Origin of the sequence: Bacillus sp. AM 13(2015), from assembly GCF_001518755.1 — a bacterium.
Lineage (GTDB): Bacteria > Bacillota > Bacilli > Bacillales > Bacillaceae > Bacillus > Bacillus safensis.
The window spans coordinates 267,765-291,033 of record NZ_LKCP01000082.1 but is presented as its reverse complement, the minus strand read 5'-3'; the positions used below and the strand labels follow the sequence as shown (position 1 = coordinate 291,033).

23 protein-coding genes, 1 riboswitch and 1 other annotated feature are annotated in these 23,269 nt (G+C 43.5%); all 23 genes read right to left on the bottom strand.

Translation table 11 applies throughout. The features are described 5' to 3' along the window. Window positions 1–8: 8 nt before the first annotated feature. The 23 genes from sat to AOQ70_RS14985 all read right to left on the bottom strand — a co-directional run bounded on the left by sat (window position 9) and on the right by AOQ70_RS14985 (window position 23,266). Window positions 9–1,145 (bottom strand): sulfate adenylyltransferase, encoded by a 1,137-nt coding sequence (gene sat, locus AOQ70_RS15090; RefSeq protein WP_039178416.1) that lies wholly within the window; start codon window positions 1,143–1,145, stop codon window positions 9–11. 57 nt (window positions 1,146–1,202) lie between these two features. After that, window positions 1,203–2,267, bottom strand: coding sequence for an inorganic phosphate transporter (locus AOQ70_RS15085; RefSeq protein ID WP_039178413.1), 1,065 nt, complete (start codon window positions 2,265–2,267; stop codon window positions 1,203–1,205). A gap of 13 nt (window positions 2,268–2,280) precedes the next feature. Next, on the bottom strand, window positions 2,281–2,982 hold the full coding sequence (locus tag AOQ70_RS15080; RefSeq protein WP_039178411.1) for a phosphoadenylyl-sulfate reductase: 702 nt from the start codon (window positions 2,980–2,982) through the stop codon (window positions 2,281–2,283). A gap of 45 nt (window positions 2,983–3,027) precedes the next feature. Then, on the bottom strand, window positions 3,028–3,132 hold the full coding sequence (locus AOQ70_RS19400) for a DUF2292 domain-containing protein (protein ID WP_369810469.1): 105 nt from the start codon (window positions 3,130–3,132) through the stop codon (window positions 3,028–3,030). A 116-nt stretch (window positions 3,133–3,248) separates the two neighbouring features. After that, window positions 3,249–3,351, bottom strand: a riboswitch (SAM riboswitch). A gap of 163 nt (window positions 3,352–3,514) precedes the next feature. Next, window positions 3,515–4,153 (bottom strand): orotate phosphoribosyltransferase, encoded by a 639-nt coding sequence (pyrE, locus tag AOQ70_RS15075; RefSeq protein ID WP_059377083.1) that lies wholly within the window; start codon window positions 4,151–4,153, stop codon window positions 3,515–3,517. A 7-nt stretch (window positions 4,154–4,160) separates the two neighbouring features. Continuing rightward, the gene (gene pyrF, locus AOQ70_RS15070) at window positions 4,161–4,865 is read right to left on the bottom strand and encodes an orotidine-5'-phosphate decarboxylase (RefSeq protein ID WP_059377082.1); all 705 of its coding nucleotides are present in this window, start codon (window positions 4,863–4,865) and stop codon (window positions 4,161–4,163) included. After that, window positions 4,837–5,769: a dihydroorotate dehydrogenase gene (locus tag AOQ70_RS15065; protein WP_059377080.1), complete on the bottom strand. Its 933-nt coding sequence runs from the start codon at window positions 5,767–5,769 to the stop codon at window positions 4,837–4,839. Before AOQ70_RS15065 ends, pyrF begins: the two co-directional genes overlap by 29 nt. Next, the gene (locus AOQ70_RS15060) at window positions 5,763–6,539 is read right to left on the bottom strand and encodes a dihydroorotate dehydrogenase electron transfer subunit (protein WP_047202126.1); all 777 of its coding nucleotides are present in this window, start codon (window positions 6,537–6,539) and stop codon (window positions 5,763–5,765) included. The genes AOQ70_RS15065 and AOQ70_RS15060 overlap by 7 nt, the downstream gene beginning before the upstream one ends. Beyond that, window positions 6,536–9,751, bottom strand: a complete 3,216-nt coding sequence (gene carB / locus AOQ70_RS15055; RefSeq protein ID WP_059377078.1) for a carbamoyl-phosphate synthase (glutamine-hydrolyzing) large subunit — start codon at window positions 9,749–9,751, stop codon at window positions 6,536–6,538. The genes AOQ70_RS15060 and carB overlap by 4 nt, the downstream gene beginning before the upstream one ends. Continuing rightward, complete coding sequence (locus AOQ70_RS15050) at window positions 9,736–10,830, bottom strand: carbamoyl phosphate synthase small subunit (protein WP_024424230.1); 1,095 nt, start codon at window positions 10,828–10,830, stop codon at window positions 9,736–9,738. Before AOQ70_RS15050 ends, carB begins: the two co-directional genes overlap by 16 nt. After that, on the bottom strand, window positions 10,827–12,113 hold the full coding sequence (locus AOQ70_RS15045) for a dihydroorotase (RefSeq protein ID WP_059377076.1): 1,287 nt from the start codon (window positions 12,111–12,113) through the stop codon (window positions 10,827–10,829). Before AOQ70_RS15045 ends, AOQ70_RS15050 begins: the two co-directional genes overlap by 4 nt. Then, window positions 12,097–13,020, bottom strand: coding sequence for an aspartate carbamoyltransferase catalytic subunit (locus tag AOQ70_RS15040; protein ID WP_047202122.1), 924 nt, complete (start codon window positions 13,018–13,020; stop codon window positions 12,097–12,099). The genes AOQ70_RS15045 and AOQ70_RS15040 overlap by 17 nt, the downstream gene beginning before the upstream one ends. 130 nt (window positions 13,021–13,150) lie before the next feature. Further along, window positions 13,151–14,479, bottom strand: a complete 1,329-nt coding sequence (locus AOQ70_RS15035; protein ID WP_039178389.1) for a solute carrier family 23 protein — start codon at window positions 14,477–14,479, stop codon at window positions 13,151–13,153. Window positions 14,480–14,634: 155 nt separating this feature from the next. Beyond that, entirely contained in the window at window positions 14,635–15,177 is a 543-nt protein-coding gene (gene pyrR, locus AOQ70_RS15030) for a bifunctional pyr operon transcriptional regulator/uracil phosphoribosyltransferase PyrR (protein WP_024424234.1), read from the bottom strand. Between the two features lie 170 nt (window positions 15,178–15,347). Continuing rightward, on the bottom strand, window positions 15,348–16,262 hold the full coding sequence (locus AOQ70_RS15025) for an RluA family pseudouridine synthase (protein WP_039178386.1): 915 nt from the start codon (window positions 16,260–16,262) through the stop codon (window positions 15,348–15,350). Then, on the bottom strand, window positions 16,259–16,726 hold the full coding sequence (lspA, locus tag AOQ70_RS15020; protein WP_024424236.1) for a signal peptidase II: 468 nt from the start codon (window positions 16,724–16,726) through the stop codon (window positions 16,259–16,261). The genes AOQ70_RS15025 and lspA overlap by 4 nt, the downstream gene beginning before the upstream one ends. Before the next feature lie 94 nt (window positions 16,727–16,820). Next, window positions 16,821–17,195, bottom strand: coding sequence for a TraR/DksA family transcriptional regulator (locus AOQ70_RS15015; RefSeq protein WP_059377074.1), 375 nt, complete (start codon window positions 17,193–17,195; stop codon window positions 16,821–16,823). Between the two features lie 161 nt (window positions 17,196–17,356). Next, window positions 17,357–20,122: an isoleucine--tRNA ligase gene (gene ileS / locus AOQ70_RS15010; RefSeq protein ID WP_059377073.1), complete on the bottom strand. Its 2,766-nt coding sequence runs from the start codon at window positions 20,120–20,122 to the stop codon at window positions 17,357–17,359. A gap of 59 nt (window positions 20,123–20,181) precedes the next feature. Further along, window positions 20,182–20,418, bottom strand: a binding site (T-box leader). 59 nt (window positions 20,419–20,477) lie between these two features. Then, window positions 20,478–20,972 (bottom strand): DivIVA domain-containing protein, encoded by a 495-nt coding sequence (locus tag AOQ70_RS15005; protein WP_008344947.1) that lies wholly within the window; start codon window positions 20,970–20,972, stop codon window positions 20,478–20,480. A 26-nt stretch (window positions 20,973–20,998) separates the two neighbouring features. Then, window positions 20,999–21,775, bottom strand: a complete 777-nt coding sequence (locus AOQ70_RS15000) for a YlmH family RNA-binding protein (RefSeq protein WP_059377071.1) — start codon at window positions 21,773–21,775, stop codon at window positions 20,999–21,001. A gap of 53 nt (window positions 21,776–21,828) precedes the next feature. Next, window positions 21,829–22,110: a YggT family protein gene (locus AOQ70_RS14995; protein ID WP_059377070.1), complete on the bottom strand. Its 282-nt coding sequence runs from the start codon at window positions 22,108–22,110 to the stop codon at window positions 21,829–21,831. 6 nt (window positions 22,111–22,116) lie between these two features. After that, window positions 22,117–22,575 (bottom strand): cell division protein SepF, encoded by a 459-nt coding sequence (gene sepF, locus AOQ70_RS14990; RefSeq protein ID WP_003212271.1) that lies wholly within the window; start codon window positions 22,573–22,575, stop codon window positions 22,117–22,119. A 1-nt stretch (window position 22,576) separates the two neighbouring features. Continuing rightward, entirely contained in the window at window positions 22,577–23,266 is a 690-nt protein-coding gene (locus tag AOQ70_RS14985) for a YggS family pyridoxal phosphate-dependent enzyme (protein ID WP_039183105.1), read from the bottom strand. Window positions 23,267–23,269 lie beyond the last annotated feature (3 nt).

Sequence of the window (23,269 nt, the reverse complement as noted above, 5' to 3'; positions counted from 1 at the left end):
CCCTCCCTTTAAGATACCGTCGTTTTTAATCCTTCGATTAATGTTTCAATGACTTCTTTTCGGCTGAACGTGCTTGGTGGTAATTCACCGTTTCTCAGCATCGTTCGAACCTTTGTACCTGAAAGAATGACATGCTCGCTTTTGTCGTGAGGACACGTTTTTGGTGTGGCCATCGCTTCACATGTATTACAGTAGAAGCTGTGTTCAAATTTTAATGGAGTAATGCCGATTTCTTCGCTTGTAAATTGATCAAATAGTTCCTGCGCCTCGTATGTGCCGTAATAGTCACCAACACCTGCATGATCTCTTCCGACAATAAAATGGGTACAGCCATAATTTTTACGAACAAGCGCGTGAAATATCGCTTCCTTTGGTCCAGCATAACGCATTGCAGCAGGAAAAACACCTAAAAAGACGCGGTCTTTTGGATAATAACCATTCAATAACACTTGATAGCTTTTCATTCTCACATCTGCCGGGATATCGTCAGATTTTGTTTCACCGACAAGCGGATTTAAAAATAAACCATCGACCGTTTCTAATGCTGTTTTTTGAATATATTCATGCGCACGATGAACCGGGTTTCTCGTTTGGAAACCAACAATGGTTTTCCAGCCGTTTTCTTTAAAATGACGTCTTGTTTCTTCTGGCTCATACGTAAATTGAGGGAATGGTTTTTCACTGCGTTTCGTCAGTGTAATTTTCCCGCCAATGTAAGTATCGCCGCGTTCAAATAATTTTTTCACGCCTGGATGATTGCGGTCATCAGTTTTATAGATATTTACCGCTTCTTTTTCCTTATCTGGTGTATATTGATCCTCTACTTCAATGACCCCATATACAGTTCCATTATAGGATAAGCGTACGATATCGCCTTGATGGATTTCCGCCGCCTTTTCTTTTGTCACTGGCAGTGTAATAGGAAGAGACCAAACGACACCACTTGCTAGTCGCATACTGCTCACAACTGCTTCATAATCAGCTTTTGTTAAAAACCCTTCAATTGGACTATATCCGCCAATTGCAATGAGTTCAAGGTCTGCAAAGGAGATCGCATCTAGTTCAATTTCCTTTGCAGCTGTGCTGAGATCATATTCTTCATTTACTCGATTAATTAATACGCCACCATGTGGTGTTAAACTCATTTGTTCATCTTCCTCTCAATGTTCATATTTATTAGATGTTAATAGTCGGATTTGTGATTAAATCCCGCCGCCCTGTTCATGAATAGAGCTGCTCTCATTTTTGACTGCCTTCATCAGACTCAGCGCACCAAGTGAGGCAAGCAGTACACTCATCATGATAAAGATAGAGTAATAGTCTCCTTTTAAGAAAAGGCTCACCAGCAAATACGATAGGCTGAGTGATAAGAAGGGTGACACCACCCACACTTTCAGCATTTTTTTCACAACATGTTTGTGAAAAATGTTTGGCCCGCCTTTTGCCATTCCAAGCCCGATAATAGACGAGGAGGTGATTTGCGTAAGCGGAACAGGCAGCCCAAAAATAGAGCTGACGATGACAAGCCCAGCACCGGTACTCGAAAGTAAAATCCCTTCGCCTGTTTGATAGCGGGTGATTTTCTTTCCGTTTGTTTCTAGTACCCTTCTCCCAAGCAAAAGCGCACCAAGTGCAACAAAGATCCCGCCGTAAAGAGTTCCTTGCCCGACTGACAAAACGCCTGAAGCGACAAGCGGGCCGACCGCATTTGCGACATTGTTCATGCCGGCTGAAAACGCCTCTAGAAATCCGCTGAGGATTAACACGACAGATAAAATAGCTGTGCCTTTTTTAGACAGCTTTCGTTTAGGGAACATTCTGATGATTTTGACGACAGCAAAGGTAAAAAGAAAGGCGAAAATCGGGATGATCACCCAAAATGCCACAATCACTAAAATGGATTTCACAAACAATACTTTATACGCGACGGCCACACCAACCACAGCCCCTACTGTGACCTCACTTGTTGATAAAGGGATCGCCATCAGATTCGCTATGAAAAGTGATAGTGCAGCAGAACCAATGATAATACAAACGATTTCAAGTGTAATGACTGATTCTGGCATAATACCAGAGCTGATCGTTTTGACGACCTCACCGCCGCCAATCACTGAACCTGCTAAAATCCCAATTGCACAAACGCTGAGCGCATAAATGGGCTTTTGAATCGCACCTGACCCGTACGCAATGCCCATAGAAGCAGCTGCTCCGCTTGCGCCTATGTTTAAAGCAAAGAATAGACTAAATAAAATTGCGGCGATTTCCATACATTATGCTCCCTTACTCATGTAATCCGCACTCTGTCTTTGCTGTGCCTGACCATCTGCCAGAACGCAGATCATCTGCAGTAAATGCTGGTTGTGTACACGGTGCACAGCCGATACTTGGATATCCTTGGTCGTGCAGCGGATTATAAGTAAGTTCCTCTCTAGATGCATATCTCCATATGTCCTTCCACGTCCAATGGATAAGCGGACATACTTTCACTGATTTGAATTTTTCATCCTTATTTAAGAAATTCGTCCCTGCTCGTTTTGGTGACTGCTCTCTTCTTAAACCGGAAAGCCATGCTGGATAACCAGATAGGGCTTCTTGCAAAGGAATGACCTTACGCATATGGCAGCAGCTTTGAGGATTTGTTTTCCATAATTGATCACCGTGCTGCTCATTTTGCTGTTCAACCGTCAGCTCAGGCGTTTTCAGTTCAATGTCTAAACCCGGGTATCTTTCCTTTACTGCATCAATTGTGTCGTATGTTTCTTTAAAATGCAGACCTGTATCTAAAAAGACAATTTTCGCATCTTTTTTTACTTTTGCAATCAGATCAATTAGAACGATGCCCTCAATCCCAAAGCTGCACGCATATACGAGCTGGTCACCATAATGACCGTACGCCCATTTCAGTACAGACAGGGCTCCTTTATACAAATCATCTTCTTGAAATGTAATGGACGGCTCTTGCCAATTTTCATAAGTTAACATGATTTCTCCCCTTCCGGAGTACAGCTCATATTGCTTTTTTCCGCACTACTTCAATCTAATTTTTTCGTTCTTTTCCACTTGAATCACTTGACCGTCCTGAACAATTAACGTAATTGAACCGAATTTCATATCCCCAATCAGTTCTTGCATATGCTTTACTAAGTCCTCATCCTGATTTTGTTTCACTTCCATCTCCTCTTCCTCCTCACCGTTAAAATAAAAAAACTTTCTTTCAGTCCGAAAGAAAGATGAGGAAGCTCACGATTTCCTTATCTTTCAAAATAGAATCATTTTGCAGGAAGTAGCACCTTGCAAATCGCAGGTTGCCGGGTTTCATCGGGCCAGTCCCTCCACCTCTCTGGATAAGAGTTTCAATTTGTCTTAAATATTAACACAATTCAAACAAAAGTCAACCCGACTTTATTGATAGGATTAGTTTTTATTAAAATTTGAGTCTATTTTACTATTTTTACCTAAACAAAAAAAACTGTGCGGGCAGGCACAGTTTTTGTTAACGATGGGCTTTCACTTTTCAGACCGTTTCTTCCATCCAAGATTCAGAGGAAGGATCTTGTCTCCAGCGTTTTAGTTTTTTCATCGCAGCAGGCTCAATCGCTTTCAGTTCAAGTGCCACGTCTGTCAATGTGTCATAGTCTGTTAGGGTGACATATGGAATATTTTTTTCTTGAAATGCTGCCGCTGCTTTTGGCAGTCCGTATGTGAAGATCGCGGCAACTCCTAGTACCTCGCAGCCCTCATCTTGAAGAGCAGCGACCACTTCAAGCACACTGCCTCCTGTGGAAATAAGGTCTTCTACGACGACAACCTTTTGGCCTTTTGATACGGCCCCTTCAATTTGATTTCCTTTTCCATGTGCTTTCGGCTTACTTCTGACATAACACATCGGGATGTTCAAGCGGTCTGCTGCTAATGCCGCATGAGGAATGCCTGCTGTTGCAGTACCCGCGACAACCTCTGCTCCCTTGAAATGAGTGAGAATCAAATCTTTTAGACCTTCAGCAATGTCGTGTCTCACTTCTGGATATGACAATGTCAGGCGGTTATCACAATAGATCGGTGATTTTATACCGCTCGCCCATGTAAACGGTTCGTCTGGTTTTAATGAGACCGCTTTGATTTGTAATAGATGTTTCGCGATTTTTGATTTCATCTGGCAGTCACTCCCACTCTTTCAAAATTTGATGATATGCTTCTATTGGTTTATCAGCTTTTGTGATTGATCTTCCGACAACGATTTGTGAAACACCTTGCTCTTTTGCATAGGCAGGTGTCGCCACGCGCTGCTGATCATCGGTTTGATCATTCGGTAAGCGAATTCCTGGCGTTACAGTGAGAAAGGATGGTGAAATATGTTCATGAAGTGCTTTAGATTCATGAACAGAGCAAACAACCCCGTCTAGCCCACTTTCATATGCTAATTGTCCGTACCGGATAACAGTCTCTTGCAGCGGACGGTCAATGAGTAATTCATTTCTCATCATGTCTTCTGACGTACTAGTCAGCTGGGTCACTGCAATGATGCCCGGGCGGTTTTGTCCGGCAGGGGTTCCGCTTTCAAGTCCCTCTAACGCAGCCTGCATCATTCGTTTCCCGCCAGCAGCATGCACATTGACCAAATCAACACCAAGTGCAGCAAGCCGGTTCATCGCTTTTTGCACGGTTGTTGGAATATCATGAAGCTTCAGATCAAGAAAAATACGGCAATTTTTTTCTTTCAGCGCATCAAGAATGGCAGGTCCTTCTTGGTAAAACAGCTCCATGCCTACCTTCACAAATAATGGTGTCCCTTCAAAAGGGTCTAAAAAGGCAAGCGCGTTCTTCCCTGATGGAAAATCAAGCGCGATGATGGGCAAGTGCTTCATGTTTCCAGCTCCTTCCGATGCATTCCTCTACAGATGAATAACCATATGCTGCTAACACTTTTGGCAGCTCTTCAATAATTTCCGGGCAAATAAACGGATTCACAAAATTGGCTGTGCCGACAGCTACTGCACTTGCACCTGCTAGTAAAAACTCAAGTACATCTTCAGCACTTTGCACTCCGCCCATCCCGATAATCGGAATAGAAACCGCTTGACTCACCTCGTGTACCATGCGCACAGCGACCGGTTTGACAGCTGGTCCTGATAATCCACCTGTTTTATTGGCAAGGATGGGTTTCCCAGTTTTTAAATCTAAACGCATACCGATTAATGTGTTAATCATGGTGAGTCCATCCGCTCCAGCAGCTTCAATCGCTTGAGCAATCTCCACAATATTGGCTACGTTAGGTGACAGCTTGACATAGACAGGTACAGAAGAGACTTCCTTGACCGCTTTTGTCAATGACGCCGCCATATTTGGATCTGTACCGAAGGCAATCCCGCCTGTTTTCACATTTGGGCAAGAAATATTCAGTTCAAGGGCATGAACATTTTTTGCTTGGCTGATTTGCTTGGCTACTTCCACATAATCATCAACCTGTGAGCCAGCAACATTCGCAATAATAGGTGTATCAAATTGTTCAAGCCAAGGCAGCTCATTTTCAAGCACGCCTTTTAGACCCGGATTTTGAAGGCCGATTGCATTAAGCATACCAGCTCCTGTTTCGGCTACCCTTGGTGTCGGATTGCCAAATCTCGGTTCAAGGGTTGTGGCTTTGATCATGATACCGCCTAGCAATGATAGGTCATATAAGGATGCAAATTCTCTCCCGAACCCGAAGCAGCCTGATGCAGGGATGATTGGATTCTTTAAAGATAATCCCGGTAACTCAACGTTTAGCATGACAATGCCACCTCCTCTGCTTTAAAAACAGGTCCATCAAGACAGACTTTGACGTAAGGTTTGTCGAGCTGATCTGTATGACAGACACATGCAAAGCACGCACCAATCCCGCATCCCATTCGTTCTTCCATCGAAATGTAGACGGGCTTATCAGGATACGTGTCTTTCAGCGCTTTTAGCATAGGTGTTGGGCCGCAGGAAAGTAGCACATCAAAGCCTAGGTTTTGCTCTTTTATCACATCTGTTACAAAGCCTTTAGCACCGTATGTGCCATCAACCGTTGCAATAAACGTATCACCGAGTGCTTGAAATTTCTCCTCGTAAAATACATCCTTTTTCGATTGAAAGCCGAGGACATGCTTCACGATGACGCCTTTTTTCGTTAAACGCTTGGACAGTTCATATAGAGGCGGTACGCCAATTCCGCCACCGACTAGTAATGCCGTCTCTCCGGGCTGGACGACTGAAGGATCATACCCGTTTCCAAGCGGCCCTAATACATCGACTGATTCTCCCTCCCGCTTTTGGGAGAGGAGCTTTGTGCCCTCTCCCTCTGCGCGGTAAATGATGGTTGCTTCTTTTTGCTCGGCATGAATGTTGGCAATACTGATCGGTCTTCTCAGCAGCGGTGTCATGGATTCACTGACCTTTAGATGAAGAAATTGTCCAGCCGTTTGAAAGGAGTCCACAAGGTCACCTTTTAATGTCATTTCGTAAATATGATCAGCGATCTCTCGGTTCGAGACGACCGTCAAGTATGCTTTTTTCATATCGTTACTGTCACCTCAGCATTCGTTTTCACTTCTGGCATTTCATCCGCTCTAAATGTCATGCTCTCAAGCACTCTTAAAATGGCTTCTGCTGTATCTAGGGACGTTAAGCAGGCCACTCCGTTTTCAACAGATTCACGTCTAATTCTAAAGCCGTCTCTTGCCGGCTGTTTTCCTTTTGTTAAGGTGTTGATGACAAATTGTGCTTCCCCGTTTCGGATGACATCGAGAAGATTTTTGCCTTCCTCTCCGATTTTGCCGACCACACTTGATGGAATGGAGGCTTGTTTTAAATAATTCGCCGTTCCTTCTGTCGCTAAAATATGATAGCCGATTGAATGGAATCTTCTTGCGATCTCAAGTCCTTCTTCTTTATCCTTATCAGCGACTGTCAGAAGTACTGTTCCGTCATTAGGAATTTGAATACCTGACGCAATCAATCCTTTATATAGGGCTTTTTCGATCGTGACATCTTTCCCCATGACTTCACCTGTTGATTTCATTTCGGGTCCGAGTGTAATATCGACTCTTCTTAATTTAGCAAAAGAGAAGACTGGGACTTTAACGTACACTCCTTCTTGCTCTGTGTGAAGCCCTTCTTCATAGCCATAATTTTTGAGCTTCTCTCCTAAGATGACTTTTGTCGCAAGGTTGGCCATCGGGATGCCTGTAATTTTACTTAAGAAAGGAACCGTCCGGCTTGATCGCGGGTTCACTTCAAGTACATACACTTCACCTTTTGATAGGACAAATTGGATGTTCAAAAGCCCAATAATGTTGAGTCCTTTTGCAAGCTTGATCGTGTATTCTGCGATCTTCGCTTTGATGTCCTCAGACAATGTTTGCGGCGGATAGACTGCAATCGAGTCACCAGAGTGAACTCCGGCTCTTTCAATGTGTTCCATAATGCCTGGGATCACGACCGTTTCGCCATCAGACACGGCATCTACTTCAATTTCTTTTCCTGTCAAATATTTGTCAATTAACACTGGATGCTGCGGATTGACCTTCACCGCATTCTCCATGTAGTGAAGAAGCTCGGCTTCTTGATACACAATTTCCATCGCGCGGCCGCCTAATACATAGGAAGGACGGACAAGGACTGGGTAGCCAATTTGATTGGCAATCGCTACTGCTTCAGGCACAGACGTTGCTGTTTTCCCTTTAGGCTGCGGCACGCCGAGTGTTTCTAACGTTTGTTCAAACTTGTCCCGGTTTTCTGCGCGGTCTAGGTCTTCTAGAGAAGTTCCAAGAATTTTAACCCCTCTATTTGATAATTCATCTGCTAAGTTAATCGCCGTTTGCCCGCCGAACTGAACGACAACTCCTTCAGGCTGTTCAAGGTCGATGATATGCATTACGTCTTCTACAGTGAGTGGTTCAAAGTAGAGCTTATCTGAAATACTAAAGTCTGTTGAGACCGTTTCAGGGTTGTTGTTAATAATGATCGCTTCATAGCCTGCTTGTTTAATTGCCCACACAGAGTGAACGGTCGCATAATCAAATTCAACCCCTTGTCCAATTCGGATAGGACCTGAACCTAATACGATAACGCTTTTCTTGTCTGTACGTTCTGATTCATTTTCATCTTCATACGTGCTGTAGAAATAAGGTGTCTCTGATTCAAATTCTGCCGCACATGTATCTACCATTTTGTATACAGGTACAATGCCTGCTTCTTGTCTGAGCTTGTAGACATCCGCTTCGTTCATATTCCACTCGCGGCTAATGTAGATATCTGAGAAGCCTTTTTCTTTCGCTTCTTTTAATACGTCTGTATTGCCTTTGTTTTCTTTTAATGTCTTCTCAAAGGCGATGATGCCTTCCAGTTTATGAAGGAAGAAGTAATCAATTTTTGAGAATTCGTGTATTTGTTCGACTGTATAGCCTCTTCTAAGCGCCTCAGCGATATAAAATAATCGTTCGTCTCCCGCTTTGATAATCCGTTTTTCAAGCACTTCATTTGTGATGTCTGCTTCATCTTTTAATTCAATGTGATGCACATCGGCTTCAAGTGAGCGTACAGCCTTTAGAAGAGACTCTTCTAATGTGCGGCCGATCGCCATGACTTCACCAGTTGCCTTCATTTGCGTACCAAGACGTCTGTTGGCAGATTCAAATTTATCGAATGGCCAGCGCGGTATTTTTGAAACGATATAGTCAAGTGCCGGCTCGAAGGCTGCATAGGTTTTACCTGTGACTGGGTTCATCATTTCATCAAGCGTTAAGCCGACTGCAATTTTCGCTGCCAATTTGGCAATTGGATAGCCTGTCGCTTTTGACGCAAGCGCAGAGGAACGGCTCACACGCGGGTTTACTTCGATGATATAGTATTGAAAACTGTTTGGATCAAGTGCCAGCTGAACGTTACAGCCGCCTTCTATGCCAAGTGCGCGGATCAGCTTAAGCGACACATTGCGAAGCAGCTGATATTCACGATCACTTAACGTTTGGCTTGGTGCTACAACAATACTGTCACCTGTATGGATACCGACAGGGTCAAAGTTTTCCATGTTACAAACAACGATTGCATGGTCACCGCTGTCTCGCATGACTTCATATTCAATTTCTTTAAAGCCTGCAATGCTTTTTTCAAGTAAGCATTGTGTAACTGGGCTTAGCTTCAGGCCGTTTTCAACGATTTCCTTCAGTTCTTGCTCGTTTGTACAAATTCCGCCGCCCGTTCCACCTAATGTATAGGCTGGTCTGACGATGACAGGGAAACCGATTTGATCCGTAAACGCCATTGCTTCTTCCAGGTTATGAATGATTTCACTTTCTGGTACAGGCTCATTTAGTTCATTCATCAGATTACGGAATAAATCTCTATCCTCTGCTTTTTGGATGGCTGACAGCTTTGTACCGAGTACTTCAACGCCGCATTCAGCTAATACACCAAGGTCTGATAATTCAACAGCAAGGTTTAATCCAGTTTGCCCGCCAAGTGTTGGCAAGATCGCATCAGGGCGTTCTTTTCGAATGATTCGTGTTAAAAATTCTGGTGTCAGTGGTTCGATGTATACCTTGTCGGCCATTTCTGTATCTGTCATGATGGTCGCAGGGTTAGAGTTCACAAGAACGACTTCATAGCCCTCTTCTTTTAGTGCTAAGCAAGCCTGTGTGCCTGCATAGTCAAACTCCGCTGCCTGACCGATGATGATAGGACCTGATCCGATTACTAAAATCTTTTTGATGTCTACGCGTTTTGGCATACTTCTTCCCCTTCTTTCTCAGTCGTATGAATCATTTCCATGAACTGGTCAAATAAGTAGTTTGCATCTTCTGGACCCGGTGATGCTTCTGGGTGGTACTGAACAGTGAATGCTGGTGCTTCTTTATGTTTTAATCCTTCAATCGTATTGTCGTTTAAGGCAATATGTGTGACTTCGAGCACGTCTTCGTTAATACTGCTAACCGTGTAGCCATGGTTTTGAGACGTCAGTGTTACCTTGCCAGTTGCTAGTTCTTTCACCGGATGGTTTGATCCTCTGTGACCAAATTTCATTTTTTCTGTACTTGCACCGCACGCTAGAGCAAATAATTGATGTCCGAGGCAAATTCCAAAGAGCGGCACCTTTCCAATCAATTGCTGAATCATCTCAACGGCTTCCGGTACATCCACAGGATCTCCAGGTCCGTTTGAAAGCATGATGCCATCAGGCTTTAGCTGCAGCACTTCATCTGCAGTGATGTTGTATGGCACCACAATGACGTCGCAATCACGTTTATTGAGCTCGCGCAAAATGCCGTGCTTCATGCCGAAATCGACAAGGACAATTCTTTTTCCTCTGCCTGGGCTTGGGTACGCATTTTTCACAGATACTTGACTCACCTGATCAGTTGGCAGCTGCAATGTTTGAAGGCGGCGGACAACGTCCTCCACTTGTTCATCAGGTCCTGCAAACGCCCCTCTTAAAGTCCCTGCACTTCGAATCATTCTAGTCAGCTTCCGTGTATCGATTCCGCTCAGCCCCGGAATGTTTTTCATTTTTAAATATTCATCGAGTGAGTATGAAGAGCGCCAGTTTGAGGGCTTTTCACAAAGCTCTTTCACAATCAGCCCTTTCACAAACGGTGTGATCGATTCAAAATCGTCACGGTTAATGCCGTAGTTGCCGATAAGCGGGTAAGTGAGTGTGACAATTTGTCCGCAGTATGATGGATCAGATAAAATTTCTTGATAGCCCGTCATCCCTGTATTAAAGACGACTTCTCCGACTGATGGTTCTAAGCTGCCAAAGCCTGTTCCTTCGAATACTGTTCCGTTTTCTAGCACTAAGCGTCTCTTCATTTTACTAGTCTCCCCTCTTCATAAACGACTTTCCCAGATGCAAGTGTCATGACTGGCCATCCTGATACAGTCAATTTGTCAAACGGTGTATTTTGTCCTTTTGATAAGAAGCTTGTTTTATCGATTGCCATTTCTTTGTTTAAATCAATGAGTGTAATATCAGCTATGTGTCCTTCTTCAAGCTTTCCGTATGGAAGGGAAAAGGCTTCTGCTGGTTTGATTGTCATATAATCAACGAGTTCTTTTAATGTCCATTCGCCTGTTTTGACAAATCGTGTATACAGAAGCGGGAACGCTGTTTCAAGTCCCACAATTCCAAACGGGGCACGCTGCATGGTTTCGTTCTTTTCTTCTTCTGTATGCGGCGCATGGTCTGTTGCGATGAAATCAATCGTTCCATCTAACAGTCCCTCGATCAATGCCTCGCGATCCTCTTTCCCTCTGAGCGGCGGGTTCATTTTATAGTTTGTATCAAGACCTGGAATGTCCGTATCACACAACAGCAGGTGATGCGGTGACACCTCAGCCGTCACACGGATGCCTGCTTTTTTTGCATCGCGTACGACTCGCACAGATTCTTTCGTACTGATATGACATACATGATAATGACAGTTCGCTGCTTCTGCTAAAAGAACATCTCTTGCAATATGCACCGATTCACAGATTGACGGTATTCCGTTTAACCCATTTGCTTTTGAAAATTCTCCTTCATGAACGCACCCGCCGTAAATGAGCGAGTTATCTTCACAGTGCGCCACAATCGCTTGATCAAGACTTGCTGCCTGTTTCATCGCTTCGTACATCATGCCTGCTGTTTGGATACCGACACCGTCATCTGTAAAAGCAAAGGCTCCTGCTTCTTTTAGTGCTGCAAAATTCGTCATCTCTTCCCCAATTTGTCTCGTTGTGATGGAGGCGTATGGCAGTACTCTAACAGATGAGGTTTCTTCGATTCGATTCATGAGCCATTCCATTTGCTCTTTTGTATCTGGAACCGGTCTTGTATTCGGCATCGCTGCAATGGTCGTATATCCACCTCTTGCGGCTGCTTTAGAGCCTGTTTCAATTGTTTCCTTTTTCTCTCCGCCTGGCTCTCTTAAATGCACATGCAGATCGATCAAGCCTGGTGACACAAATAGCCCTGCTGCATCAATAACCTCTTCTCCGTCTTCTCTTTCTAGGTGACCCATCGCTTGAATCACTTTTCCTTTTACCCTAATATCCTGCTGCACTCTTTCACCTGTGCTTGTTAAGATAAAACCGTTTTTAATGAGATATGACATAGACAGAATCTCTCCCTTTTTGATGTAGTGTGCTATTTTGAAAAGCTCTTTTTAATACGGCCATTCGGATATAAACACCATTTTCCATTTGCTTGAAAATCCTTGACTGCTTGGACTCTACTAATGAATCATCTATTTCAACACCTCTGTTTACTGGTGCTGGATGCATAATAATCGCGCGTTCTTTCATTTTGCTGGCTCTATCTACTGTTAATCCATAAGTTGATAAGTAATCATCACTGCCCATTTTTTCAGCGTGCCGCTCATGCTGGATTCTGAGCAGCATCACCACATCAGATTGTGCGATGGCTTCATCTACTTGGACGTACGTTCCGTGAGGGTTTTGTTCATCCTGGAAGGAAGCAGGTCCTGAAAAGAGGACTGTCGCTCCCAGTCTTGAGAGAACCTCAGCATTTGACCTTGCTACCCTGCTATGTTTGATATCTCCATGAATCGAAATCGTTAAGCCTTCAAAGCCGCCAAACTCTTCAAATATGGTCATGAGGTCAAGCAGTGATTGGGTTGGATGCTGTCCGCAGCCATCTCCTGCATTGATGATGGGAATTCCAACCTTCCCGATCAGCTCGTTATAATATTCATCGGTGCTGTCTCTGATCACACATGCCTTTACTCCGATTGATTCCAGTGTTTTTACCGTATCGTAAAGTGTTTCGCCCTTTTGAACGGAGGTGCTTGCCGCATCTAAGCTCAGGACATTCATCCCTAGTTTCTTCTCGGCTACTTCAAAGCTAAAACGTGTTCTTGTGCTTGGTTCAAAGAAGAGGTTTGCCACAAATTCTCCGGCTAGTCCATGTTCTTGTTTCCCCTTTTTGAGTGCCGCTGCTTCTTCAATCAGCTGTAAAATCTCTTCTTTAGACAAGCTGCTCATTGTCGATAAATCATTCATTTTTTCTTCCCCCTCTAGTTTTTCATCACTTTCAGGTTCAAAAAAACCCTAAGCCTCGGCAGCTTAGGGTTCTCCAAAAGAAGCAGCGGCACTTTCGTGCATTCTGCTCCATTTAGAACCCTTGTCAGCCTCACTGGACTTCTTTTAAAAGGTTTTCTGTATTTGATTCATTTGACTCGTCATCTTCCGCTTTTTGATGCGGCAGGATCAGGTTTAACAGGACACCCGTAATCGCAGCAAGTGCCATTCCAGATAGAGTGAGATTGATTTGTTTCACCTCAATAAATGCCCCGCCAATTCCGATGACTAGGATGACTGATGCGATAATGAGATTACGCTTTTCTTCAAAATTCACTTTATGATCAATCAGGATTCTCAGGCCGCTTGAGGCAATGATTCCAAAGAGCAGGAACGAAACGCCTCCCATCACCGCGGACGGCACTGTACTGATTAATGCTGAAATTTTTCCTACAAAACCGAAGCAGATCGCAAACACTGCTGCTCCGCCGATGACGAAGATACTGAACACTCTTGTGATGGCAAGTACGCCAATGTTCTCTCCATAAGTTGTTGTTGGTGGTCCGCCAATAAGTGAAGCGAAGATGGTCGCCGCACTGTCTCCTAAAATGGAGCGGTGAAGACCTGGTTTTTTAATAAAATCTTGTCCTACGACCTTACTTAACACCACTTGATGGCCGATATGCTCAGACATTGTGACAAAGGCAACCGGCACCATCACTGTGAGAATGCTTAAGGTCACAGCAGGTGTATAGTCGACAAATGGTACGACGAAGTCTGGTACGGCAAACCATTTTGCGTCAATGACCGGCTGGAAGTTCACAATGCCTTGAGTTAAGGCAAAGAGATAGCCGCTGATTATGCCGATTAATACTGGGATTAAGCTAAGGAATCCTCTTAGGAAAATCATACTGATAATCGTGACAGCCAGTGTGAAGCCAGCGACCATTAAATGCTTGAGGCTGTAAACTAACTCAGTAGCATTCGGATCAACATACATCGCCATGTTGACTGCTGTTCCAGCGAGTCCAAGTCCAATGACCATAATGACTGGTCCTACAACAACCGGCGGCAGAAGCTTCATCAGCCAGCCTGTGCCGAGCCATTTAATGAACAGGGCGATAAGCGCATACGCAACACCCGCCATGAAGGCGCCAACCATTGCGGCTCCAGGGCCGCCCGTTGCTTTCACATTCAGTATGGGGGCGATGAAGGCAAAGGACGATCCAAGATACGCCGGAATTTGTCCTCTTGTGATGATTAAGTAAACAATCGTTCCCACACCGCTTGAGATGAGCGCGACGGCTGGACTCATATCAATGATTTTTGGTACAAGAATGGTTGCACCAAACATCGCAAACAAATGCTGCAGGCTAAGTGATAGCCATGTGAATGGTTTTGGGATATCTCGAATGCCTAAATTGGCTTTTTGCTGACTCATGATTTTCCTCCTAGATGTGTCCTTTTTCATTAAAAAAGCCTCTTTGCGAGTATGCGCAAAGAGGCCTAGAAAAACCAGACACGTCATGTTAGCCGTGTGCTCGGTGTCTCTGTTATTGCCCTCTTTGCAAACTCTCTGGAATGCATTTAAAAAGGTTATTTTTCGTATATAGCGACAAGGTCGTTTTGATCTACTTCATTCAGTTGAACCATAACGGTCTCTGCTTTTGATGTCGGAATGTTTTTCCCGATATAATCCGCTCGAATTGGCAGCTCCCGGTGTCCCCGGTCGACGAGCACAGCCAGCTGAATGGAAGATGGTCTTCCTACATCCACAAGGGCATCCATAGCTGCTCTGACGGTTCTGCCTGTAAACAGGACATCGTCAACGACAATGAGTGTTTTGTCATTAATGTCAGCTGGGATGTCTGCTCCCTTTACAAGCGGGTCTTGATTGTCTGTCTTTTTTGTCAGGTCATCACGGTATAGCGTAATATCAAGTTCACCCACAGTGACTGGATTTCCTTCAATTTGCTCGATGCGCTCTGCAAGGCGCTTTGCAAGATGTATGCCTCTTGTCTTGATCCCGGCAAGGATGACATCCTTCATCCCTTTGTTGCGCTCAATCATTTCATGTGCAATTCGGGTAAGCGCTCGTCTGATCGCTTGTTCATCAAGAATGACTGCTTTTTGTTCCATCTTTTACACCTCTTTTTGACAAATAAAAAGCCCCTTCTGCAAAGGGCAGAGAGGGGCGTTCATTTGTGCATACTCGTGCACAAATTGATCCGTTATCCTTCTCAGCCTCTCTGGACTGTTTTAAAGAATCTCAATTTCTTCGTTTATTATTTCAAAAAAAGAACGGCCTGTCAATCGTTATTTCTTAATGAATCGATAAAGCCCCGCATATCAGCTGGAATTGGTGCTGTGAACTCGATATATTCTCCTGTTCTAGGATGATCGAATCCTAAAACACCTGCATGCAGCAGCTGTCCATTAAAATCGACTGTTTTTCTCGGCCCATATTTCGGATCTCCTGCAAGAGGGTAGCCGATATATTTCATATGAACACGAATTTGGTGTGTTCTTCCTGTTTCAAGACGGCATTCGACAACCGTGAAGTCTTTAAAGCGTTCAATCACATCAAAGTGAGTGACGGCCTGTTTTGCATTTTCTTTTGTGACCGTCATGCTTTGGCGGTCTTTTTTGTCTCTGCCAATTGGTGCATCAATTGTGCCTGTATCATGCTGGATAATACCGTGGACAACCGCCGTATACTTTCTTGTGACGGTTTTAGCCACCAGCTGATTGACGAGTGACTCATGTGCGATATCGTTTTTTGCAACCATTAACAGCCCAGACGTATCTTTATCAATTCGGTGGACAATTCCAGGACGCATCACACCGTTAATCCCTGATAAATCGGTACAATGTGCCATCAGACCATTTACAAGTGTACCTGACACATGACCTGGCGCTGGATGAACGACCATTCCTCGTGGTTTATTTACGACTAACACATCTGCATCCTCATAATAAATATCAAGATCCATTGGTTCTGCTTCTACATCTAGCGCTTCCGGATCTGGAATCTCCACTTTGATTTGATCCCCAGCTTGTACTTTGTAATTGGCCTTTACTTGTTTCCCGTTTACTTCGATCAGCCCATCTTTAACCCATTGCTGGACTTGGGTTCTTGACCATTCTGGTTCTGTTGTGCTTAGAAATTTATCTAGCCGTTCACTCGTTTGTTCTTCTGAAACGGCAATATTTACTTGATTCATGTAGTTGACTCCTTATTTTTCTTTCCATCTAACAGCATTTGAATGAAGAGCAGAATAACCCCTACACAGAGAGAAGAATCTGCAATATTAAAGATTGGGTAGTGATAATCCCCAAATACGAAATGAGCAAAATCAACCACTTCCTGACGGAAAATACGGTCGATAAAGTTTCCGATCGCTCCGCCAAGCATTAAGGCCAGCGCTACTCCAAGCAGCTTGTCCTTTTGTCCATGTTTTTGTAAGTAATAAACAATTCCCGCAATAACAACGAGTGTGATCACATAGAAAAACCACATTTGCCCTTGGAGAATTCCCCATGCGGCTCCTGAATTTCGGTGAGACGTGATATAAAAGAATCCATCAATAACTGGAACAGAATCTCCGAGCATCATATTTTTGACAATGAGCCATTTTGTTAATTGGTCTAAACAAATGATAACGAATGCGATTATGTAATAGAACACACACGTTCCTCCATCTTCATACTTTGATCTTTAAGCATTTTATCAAGAAAACAGGAAGGAGTAAAGAAACTTTAGTTGACAGACAAAAACCTCCCTACATGTGGAAGGCTTCAAAATGAGGATCATTTGATTCGGAAGGATAAGGAGTGAATGCTTTTTTCTCGTATTGCTTATGATATAAAAAGTCGTCAGCCGTGCGGGCGGTAGGAAGAATGCTCATTTGTTCAAGCGGAATCATATTACCTGTCGCCTCACATATGCCATAGGTCCCTTGTTCGATCTTTGCAATAGCGAGAGACACATCTTGCAGCTCTTCTTTGATGTGATAAAGAAGTGTGGTCGTTTTAACGTCATTTAACGAGACATGCTCAGCGGGTGAACGAAATGATGCGTATTCAAACAGTTTAGATTGCAGCTCTTCTTTTATTTGAAGGAGTTCCGTGTAAATCGTCTCTAAATCGCCATTCATGTCGCTATTTCAACTCCTGCCCTGTCGTGATAATCATATTGTTGCCCTGCCTGGTTACTTTAAAGCCATAAGATTTTTCCTTTCGTTCTAAACGCTGTCATTTTCTCAAAAAAGAAAACGCCCCGCATATGACGGGGCGCCAGCTTGTGATTATCGCACTGTTAATTTTGGTAATATTTCTCCACGATTTCAGCATTTTTCAGCGACAATGTTGGGTATTTCGGATTTGCACCAACATCTTTTGAAATAATGCGGGAACGTTCGCACAGTTCTCCTTCTGCTTTTTGAACCACAATTCTTCCTGATGTATATTCAGGCGCCGATGTATCTGCATGCTGCTTATCCTCTACCGTTAATTCAGAGATGATAAAGAGCTGCTTCACATCTTCTTTAATGGATGCAAGAAGGTTTTTCACTTCGTCTGTCGCATAAAGCGTCACACTTGCTTCAAGTGAACGTCCGATGACTTTCTCGTTACGCGCAATCTCCAGCGCTTTTAGCACATCGTCACGTACCTCCATAAAGTGGTCAAACTTCGCTTCTGTCGCTTCAGCTTGAGGAACTGCCACACCTTCTGGCATATCTGTTAACTGAACACTTGGCTCTTCAACAAAGCTTAAGTGGCTCCATAATTCATCTGCTGTATGCGGAAGAATTGGTGCAGTCAGCTTCACCAATGCCATTAATGTTTCGTAGAAGACAGTCTGCATGCTGCGGCGGTCTGGATGATCCGCATGCTCAATGTAGACGACATCCTTTGCAAAATCGAGATAGAAAGAGCTGAGCTCAATCGTACAGAAATTGTGAATCGCATGATAGACGACCGCAAATTCGTAATCATCATAAGCTTTTTTCACTTTATCAATCAATTTGTTTAATTTGATCAAGATGTATTGATCCACTTCGCGAAGCTCTTCTACTGGCACAGCATTTACTGCTGGATCAAAGTCAAATAGGTTTCCATGCAGGAAGCGGAAGGTGTTACGAATTTTACGATAGACTTCTGCTACTTGTTTCAAAATATCATCAGACACTGGATGATCGGCTTGATAGTTGACAGAAGATACCCAAAGTCTAAGAATTTCTGCACCGAGCTGCTTCGCAACCTTCGTTGGGTCAATCGTGTTACCTAATGATTTACTCATCTTACGTCCTTCTTTATCAAGCGTAAAGCCGTGGCTTAGGACACCTTTATACGGCGCTTTTCCAGTGACAGCAACTGCTGTTGATAAAGAGGAGTTAAACCAGCCGCGATATTGGTCAGAGCCTTCAAGGTATAGATCTGCCGGACGGACTAGGTCATCTCTTTCTTCTAAAACGGCTTGGTGAGAAGAACCGGAATCAAACCATACATCCATGATGTCCTGCTCTTTAGTGAATTCACCATTCGGGCTGCCTGGATGTGTAAAGCCTTCTGGCAATAGCTCTTTCGCTTCTTTTTCAAACCAAATATTCGAGCCATGCTCTCTAAATAATTGAGATACATGCTGGATGGTTTCGTCTGTGATGATCGGCTCACCATTTTCTGCATAAAACACCGGAATTGGAACGCCCCATACACGCTGTCTTGAAATGCACCAGTCACCTCTGTCACGCACCATATTGAACAGGCGTGTTTCACCCCATGCTGGAACCCATTTCGTTTCTTTAATATTGTCTAATAACGCTTCTCTAAAATCTTTAATGGATGCAAACCACTGAGCTGTCGCACGATAAATCGTTGGTTTTTTCGTTCTCCAGTCATGCGGATAGGAGTGCGTGATAAAGTCGAGCTTTTTCAGCGCGCCTTTTGCTTCAAGCTGTTCTGTGATGGCTTTATTGGCATCCTCGTAGAATAGTCCTTCAAAACCAGGTGCCTCATCTGTCATCACACCTTTTTCATCTACTGGACAGAGCACATCAAGACCGTATTTCATACCGACAATAAAGTCATCTTCCCCGTGGCCTGGTGCAGTGTGAACACAGCCTGTTCCCGCATCAGTTGTCACGTGATCGCCAAGCATCACAAGAGAATCTCTACCATAGATTGGATGCTCTGCAACGATGTTGTCTAATTCTTTTCCTTTTAGCGTTTTGACCACTTCATACTCTTCAAAGCCGAGTGTTTTTACTACTTGTTCAACAAGTTCAGATGCAACGACATAACGCTCATCACCGACTTGAAGAACACTGTACTCTAAGTTCGGATGAACACAAATGCCAAGGTTTGCAGGAAGCGTCCAAGGTGTTGTTGTCCAGATAATGAATTGTTCGCCGTTTTCAAGAACGCCTTTTCCATCTTTTACTTTAAACGAAACGTAAATCGATGGTGAACGTTTGTCTTTATATTCAATTTCGGCTTCAGCAAGAGCTGATTCACTTGAAGGAGACCAGTTAACTGGCTTTAATCCTTTATAGATATAGCCTCTCTTCGCCATTTCACCAAAGACAAGAATTTGCTGCGCTTCATATTCAGGCTTTAATGTGACATATGGATTGTCCCAGTCTGCTCTGACGCCTAAGCGTTTAAACTGGCTGCGCTGACCTTCAATTTGCTTCCAAGCATACTCCTCGCATAGTTTGCGGAATTCTGCTGTAGACATTTCTTTGCGCTTTACTTTTTTATTTTTAGTAAGAGCTGTTTCAATTGGCAGCCCGTGTGTATCCCAGCCTGGTACGTACGGAGCATGGTATCCGTTCATTGATTTAAAACGGACGATAAAATCTTTTAGGATTTTATTGAGTGCATGCCCCATATGAATGTCACCATTCGCATATGGAGGCCCATCATGCAAAATAAACGTTGGGCGTCCTTTTGTCCGCTCTAAAACCATTTGATAGATGTCTTTCTCTGCCCACTCCTCTTGGATTTCAGGCTCTTTGTTCGGCAAATTCCCTCTCATCGGGAATTCTGTTTTCGGCATTAATAAGGTGTCTTTGTAGTTCATACCCATTCCTCCACATGCAAATTCTGATTAAAAAACAATAAAAAAAGCCCTCTCATCCCATAAGGGACGAGAAGGCTTGTCTCGCGGTACCACCCTTTTAGACAAGCGCTATTTAAGCAGCCGCTTATCCACTCTAAAATCGTAACGTGATCAGACGCCTTTTCTTACTGTTTTTTCAGAAAAGGAACTAAAGGGGTGATCTCATTGCAGCGTCTCGTAATGTCAGGCTTCCACCATCCCTGATTCGCTTAATTACGCATGTGACAGCTGCGAGTGTCCCTTTCAAACGTTTATCTCTTGTTAATTTATGATGGTATTATATGCAACATGAGCACGTCATGTCAAGATGATGCGCTTATTCTTTTTCGTCAAAGACAGCGTCCACTTCATATTCCAGTAAATGATCCCAATCGTCATTTTTCAGAAGATCAAGCTGCGCTTCGATGAGCATTTGGAAACGAGTTCTAAAGACCTTCGATTGTTTCTTCAGCTCTTCAATTTCCATTGCAATCTTTCTTGATTTTGACAGCGCTTCGTTGATAATTCGGTCAGCATTTTTCTCTGCTTCACGAATAATCAATTTTGCTTCTTTATCAGAATGACGCTTAACGTCTTCTGCTGCTTCCTGCGCCACAAGAATCGATTTGTTTAATGTCTCTTCAATTGTGGCAAAATGACCTAGTCTTTCGTCAAGCTCGTTTACTTTGTCTTCAAGCTCGTTCTTTTTACGGAGTACGATCTCGTAGTCTTTACGTACTTGGCTTAAAAACTCGTTTACTTCGTCTTCGTCATAGCCGCGAAAGCTTTTTGTGAACGTTTTATTATGAATATCATTAGGTGTTAATGGCAACCTCGCCACCTCCAGATTCAAGTTCGTTATGTCATAAGCTCAAATGTTACTTTGAATTTATCTTTTTTGGTCTTCCCATCAATCGTTTTGAGGCTAAAGCGGCCAAATCCCCGAACAGAGAGCTGATCGCCTTCACCGATTGTAAAGGAAGGGTCCTCAGTGACTTTCCAATTGACTTTGACAAGTCCATTTTTGACTAAAAGCTGTGCTTTTTGCCGAGACTGACGGCTGACAGCAGCACATACAGCATCAAGCCGAAGTGAAGAGATGGTATCTTCTTTGATATCAGTCTTCGTCATCACTGGCTTTATTTCTGCCTGCGTGATTTCCTCTAATGAAACGGAGGCTCTGCCGACATGTGTCAGCTGCGCCCGCACAAAATCAGCGACATCACTTGTACAAATAAACTGCACATCTTCCTCTGAAAATAATAGATCTCCGAATTTTTGACGCTTCAAGCCTGTCCCAATCAATGAGCCGAGAAGCTTCGGGTGTTCTAGTGAAATAAACTTTTTCGCATAGTTCACCTGAAAAAATGACAGCTCAACATCTTCAATAGAAGGTTCTAAATAATCAGGATAAATGAGAGCTCTTTTGCGCTCCGCTCCCGCATACCCGCCAAAAAACATGATCCCAAGTTCTTCAGCATGCTGTATGACGGACTCGGTAATAAATTGCTCACGCGGATCAAGGAAGTCTGTTAATTTCATTCGATATTGGTCGAGTGCGATTTTTTTCCAGCCTAACACTTGGTCGACAAATGGCTGTTCGTCTTTTCTAAAATGCTGATAGATATCGCTCATTTTGTTCCCCTCTTATGTAAAAGAGCCTGGCAGTGCCAAGCCCGGCAGCCTGTTTACATGAAGCGCACAATCATATTGTAAAGACCAGTTAGTCCATATGATGATGCAAAACGAATTACAAGCAATGCCACAATCGGCGAGATGTCAATCATACCGATTGGCGGAATAATTTTACGAAATGGTTCTAAATACGGTTCGCATATATTTGTCAGAAAACGGCCAACTACAGTTTCTCTTGCAGATGGCACCCATGACATAAAGATGTAAATAATAATCGCGAATGAGTAAATCGTTAATACAGTCTGTAAAAGCTGGAAAATGTAATATAGAATCACTATAATTTACCACCTCTGAGGTTCTTCCTCTGTCAATAGCTCTGATATTGTGCCAGATACATCTACATTATCAGGTGTGCAGAGGAATATATTCGAGCCAATACGCTGAATGTCTCCACCGATTGCATAAACGGTTCCGCTTAAGAAGTCAATGATTCGCTTTGCTTGATCATGCTGAATGCGCTGCAAATTCACGACGACTGCACGTCTGTTTTTAATATGGTCTGCAATCTCCTGCGCTTCTGCATAAACACGCGGCTCACTTAACACCACTTTAGAGGATTTCTGCACGCTTTGCAAGCTGACAACATTTTGTTTTCCTGTCTGCGGGCGCTCTTGAAATGCTGCTTTGTCCTTCGTTCCTTTTTCTTCTTGAACGGGTTCTCTTTCTTCATCAATATATTCGTACTCATACTCTTCATCGTCGAGAGTGAAAAAGCTTTTAAACTTATTTTTTATGCTCATGTCACGCACCTCCTGTTTCATTTCCAACAAGTGAAGAGCCAATCCGAACGAATGTCGCACCTTCTTCAATTGCGATTTCAAAATCATTTGACATGCCCATCGATAAATGCTGACAAGGTGCATTTACTTGGTTAAGATGTTTTACTTCTTCTTGAAGGTTTTTTAATGCTTTAAAACAGTTGCGAATCACAGTGTGATCCTCTGTAAATGGAGCCATCGTCATCAGTCCTGCAATTTCAATCTGTTTGAAATCAGCGAGCTGCTTCACAAATGGAATGACGTCTTCACTTTTCAAGCCGTGTTTTGACTCCTCAAGTGATGTGTTCACTTGTACAAAACAGCGAACTGTGTGATCCGCTCTTTTTTCAATTTCATTCGCAAGAGACATCCTGTCGAGCGAATGTAAGTAGTCAATTGTCTGAATGACTGATTTCACTTTTCGTGTTTGTAAACTGCCGATAAAGTGCCAGTTAATGTTTTCATCGGTTATGGCCGCCTGCTTTTCAAGTAACCCTTGGTCTCGATTTTCACCAAAGTGCACAATCCCTGCTTCCTTGGCTTCTAGTGCTCGTTCAATCGAGACATATTTTGTCACAGCGACGACTGATACATCTGCTGGTTGTCTACCGGCTCTTTTACATGCTTCGTTTATTTGTTCATTTATTTGTCTGAGATTCTCTCGTACATTCAATTG